The organism is Actinomadura harenae, assembly GCF_003696215.1.
GTDB classification, from domain to species: Bacteria; Actinomycetota; Actinomycetes; order Streptosporangiales; family Streptosporangiaceae; genus Spirillospora; species Spirillospora harenae.
Genome location: NZ_RFFG01000233.1, coordinates 1 through 3,262 on the forward strand (window position 1 = coordinate 1; position 3,262 = coordinate 3,262).

General features: G+C 74.8%; 5 protein-coding genes and 1 pseudogene. 4 read left to right on the forward strand and 2 right to left on the reverse strand.

The annotated features are described in order from the left end of the window. Positions 1–414 (forward strand): annotated as a pseudogene (locus EBO15_RS42990) (tetratricopeptide repeat protein); the annotation flags it as partial. Between the two features lie 39 nt (positions 415–453). On the opposite strand, the gene EBO15_RS42995 reads toward EBO15_RS42990, so the two are convergent. Beyond that, on the reverse strand, positions 454–879 hold the full coding sequence (locus EBO15_RS42995; RefSeq protein ID WP_122200169.1) for a PPOX class F420-dependent oxidoreductase: 426 nt from the start codon (positions 877–879) through the stop codon (positions 454–456). A 66-nt stretch (positions 880–945) separates the two neighbouring features. On the opposite strand from EBO15_RS42995, the gene EBO15_RS43000 reads away from it, so the two are divergent. Further along, positions 946–1,563 (forward strand): alpha/beta hydrolase family protein, encoded by a 618-nt coding sequence (locus EBO15_RS43000; protein ID WP_122200172.1) that lies wholly within the window; start codon positions 946–948, stop codon positions 1,561–1,563. A 225-nt stretch (positions 1,564–1,788) separates the two neighbouring features. On the opposite strand, the gene EBO15_RS43005 is transcribed toward EBO15_RS43000, so the two are convergent. After that, on the reverse strand, positions 1,789–1,992 hold the full coding sequence (locus tag EBO15_RS43005) for a DUF5999 family protein (protein ID WP_122200170.1): 204 nt from the start codon (positions 1,990–1,992) through the stop codon (positions 1,789–1,791). Between the two features lie 357 nt (positions 1,993–2,349). Between EBO15_RS43005 and EBO15_RS43010 the strand changes: the two genes are divergently transcribed. Both EBO15_RS43010 and EBO15_RS43015 read left to right on the forward strand, forming a co-directional pair. After that, a complete protein-coding gene (locus EBO15_RS43010; protein ID WP_122200171.1) occupies positions 2,350–3,081 on the forward strand; it encodes a (Fe-S)-binding protein in 732 nt (243 codons plus the stop codon). After that, the coding region (locus tag EBO15_RS43015; protein WP_147481929.1) for a hypothetical protein at positions 3,078–3,262 on the forward strand (185 nt) is incomplete at its 3' end. The genes EBO15_RS43010 and EBO15_RS43015, both read left to right, overlap by 4 nt.

Here is a 3,262-nt window from a genome sequence, read left to right on the forward strand (position 1 = left end):
CGCGGCCGGGACGGCGAGGCCCGCGAGGCGTGGCGGCGCGGGCTGACCGACCCGGCGGTCGCCGCGCAGGTCCGGGCCCGGCTGCGCCGCGAGTTCGGCTCCGACGACGGGGACGACCCGGCCGGGCTGTGGTGGGAGCCGCTGCTCGAGCAGGCCGTCGCCGAGGGCGCGCTGCCCGCGCTGGCGGGCGAGGCGTTCGGCGCGCTGGACCACATGTACGCGCTGCTGGCCGTCCGGTACGCCGACGAGCCCGCCGACCGGCGTCCCGGAGAGTCGCACGAGGTGCTCGGACGGGCCGTCCGGGTGCCGTCCGACTACGCGTGGGGCCCGCTGCTGCACGAGAGCTTCGCCGAGCGCCTGCGCCTGGCGATGGGGCCCACCGCCGCCCTCCCGCCGGGCTGGCCTGACGCCTGACGCCGTCCCAGGCCGGTTCGGCCTGGGACGGCTGTTCCGTCAGTCGGCGATGCCGCTCTGGGCGACCACGTTGGTGATGTGGACGCGGACGAGGTACTCGCCGGGGACGGCGTTGCGCTTGCCGTACTCCTCGGCGCGGTCCTCGCCCATGTAGCGGGCGCCGATCGCGGTCGCCCAGCGCAGCGCCTCGTCCAGGTCGGTGCCGAGCTCGGCCGTTCCCTCGATCATGACGAACGCGTAGGGCGGCGCCTGGTCGTCGACGGCGATCGAGACGCGGGGGTCGCGCTTCAGCGCGTTGGCCTTGATGCCCTTCCCGTAGGTGGTGAACAGGAGGTCGTCGCCGTCCAGGAGGAACCAGATGGGGGTGACGTGGGGGGCTCCGCTCTTGCGGACCACGCCGATCCTGCCCGTGCGCGTCCCCTCGAGGGCGAACGCCCGCCATTCGTCCGTCGTCATCAACTTCATGATCCACATTGTCGCGGACGGAGGGCGGGGCGGGGGCCGCGTGCCGGGGCCGCTACGGTGAGCGACATGGAGATCATGACGGCGCACGGGCCCGCCGAGGTGACGGTGGACGAGCCCCGGGCGGCGGACGGCGCGGCGCCCGCGTTCCTGCTGGTGCTGACGCACGGCTCGAACGGCGGGGTGGACGCGCCGGACCTGCTGGCCGTCCGGGAGGTCGCGCTGGGGCTCGGCGGCGTGGTCGCCCGGGTGCTGCAGCCGTTCCGGAAGGCCGGCCGCCGCGCGCCCGGCTCGGCCGTGCGGCAGGACGAGGCGTGGCTGGAGATCGTCAAGATCCTGCGCGACCGGTTCGGGGACGTCCCGCTCGTCCAGGGCGGACGCAGCAACGGCGCGCGGGTGGCGTGCCGGACGGCCCGGGAGGCGGGCGCCACGGGAGTCGTGGCGCTGGCGTTCCCGCTGCATCCGCCGGGGAGGCCGGAGAAGACCCGGGTGGACGAGCTGCGCGCCGCGGGCGTGGACGTGGTGGTCGTGAACGGTGACCGTGACCCGTTCGGCGTTCCGGACGCGGCGGAGGCCGCCGAGGTGGTCGTCCTGCCGGGGGAGCGGCACGACCTGAACAAGGACCCCGCCGCGGTGGGCGGGGCCGTCGAGCCGTGGCTGCGCCGCTGGGCCCGCGCGGAGGGCTGACCGTCCCGGCCGGACGGCGGCGGGGGGACGGCGACGGGGCGACAGTGGTGGGGGGGACAGTGGCGGGGGGACTGCGCGGACATGACTGAGCCCCGGCGGTTTCGGCCGGGGCCCTTGCTTCTTTTATGCGCTGGTGCCTCTCCGGGGATCACCCGGAGCCCGTTGGGGTGGCCGACGCCCCCGAGGAAGATCACCCGTTCGGACTAGTCCCCTGGACGAGACCGGTCAGGCGACCGCTCCGACGTCGAGGTCGGTCGGACGGTGTGGGGCCACGACCTCGCCGTCGGGCAGCAGTTCACCGGTGTCCTCGAAGATCACGACGCCGTTGCACAGCAGGCTCCATCCCTGTTCGGGATGGGAGGCCACGGCGCGTGCGGCGTCGCGGTCCGGGCCGTCAGAGGCGGGACAGTGCGGTTGGTGTGGGCACATCGGCGTGCCTCCGGTCTCAGGTGCTCGATGGGTGGTGCTCTCTGTCTGACGCATCCGAGTGTGGATCGGTTCGCCCCTGGGCGGCCATAGCCCGAAGGGACGATTGTCCGGTGGTACCTCGGTACCGTCCCGGTGTGATCGGTCTCACCCTCAGGTCCAGGTGATCAGACTGCCCGCGAATCCGTCTCGGCAAGAGCAGGAATCGCCGTCCGATGCGTAAATTTCCTCCCGGTTCGTCCGGACAGGTGTCCGGGACCGGCCGCGTGTCCGGCTCGGGATGCGATCGTTTCGCCCCGGCGCCCGGGGGCCGGAGCCCTACGATTACCCCTGGCCCGACCCAGGGGAGGTGAGGTCCGGATGCGCGTGGCGCTGTTCGTCGCCTGCGTCGACGACGCGATGTTCCCCGGCACCGGCCGCGCGGTGACGTCCCTTCTGGAGCGGCTCGGGCACCAGGTGCTGTTCCCACCTGGGCAGACGTGCTGCGGCCAACTGCACTGGACGACCGGCTACCGGCGCGAGGCGGCCGCCCTCGCGCGGCGGTTCACCGACGTGTTCGATGGGGCGGGGACGGTCGTGACGCCGTCGGCGTCGTGCGCGGCCGCGGTCCGGTCGTCCTACCGGAGCGTGGCGCGGGCCGCCGGCGACCCGGAGCTGGAACGCGCCGCCGCCGGGCTCGAGGTGTACGAGCTGACCGAGTTCCTGGTGGACGTCCTGGGCGTGACGGAGGTCGGCGCGCGGTTCCCGCACCGGGTGGCCTACCAGCCGACGTGCCACGCGTCCCGCGCGCTCGGCGTCGGCGACCGCCCGCTGCGGCTCCTGCGCGCGGTGAAGGGCCTGGAGCTGGTCGAGCTGCCCGCCGCGGGGGAGTGCTGCGGGTTCGGCGGCGCGTTCGCGGTGAAGAACGCGGACGTGTCGGTCGCGATGGTCGCCGACAAGGTCCGGCACGTCCGGGACACGGGCGCGGACGTGCTGTGCGCGCTGGACAACGCGTGCCTCGCGCACATCGGCGGCGCGCTGTCCCGGCTGCGCGCGGGCGTCCGGGTGGCGCACCTCGCGGAGATCCTGGCGTCCACGGGGGAGGGCGCATGAGCCCGCGCGAGGGCGAGGAGCACGTCGCGGAGCCTCCCGAGCGGGGGGCGGACGAGCCCGGCGGCCTCGGCGGGTTCGGGCTCGGGACGCTGCTGAGGCTCGTGGGCGGGCAGCAGCGCGCCGCGACCCGCGCGACCGGGCCGGACGGCGAGCCCGTTCCGCCGAGGTTCGCCGAGGCGGC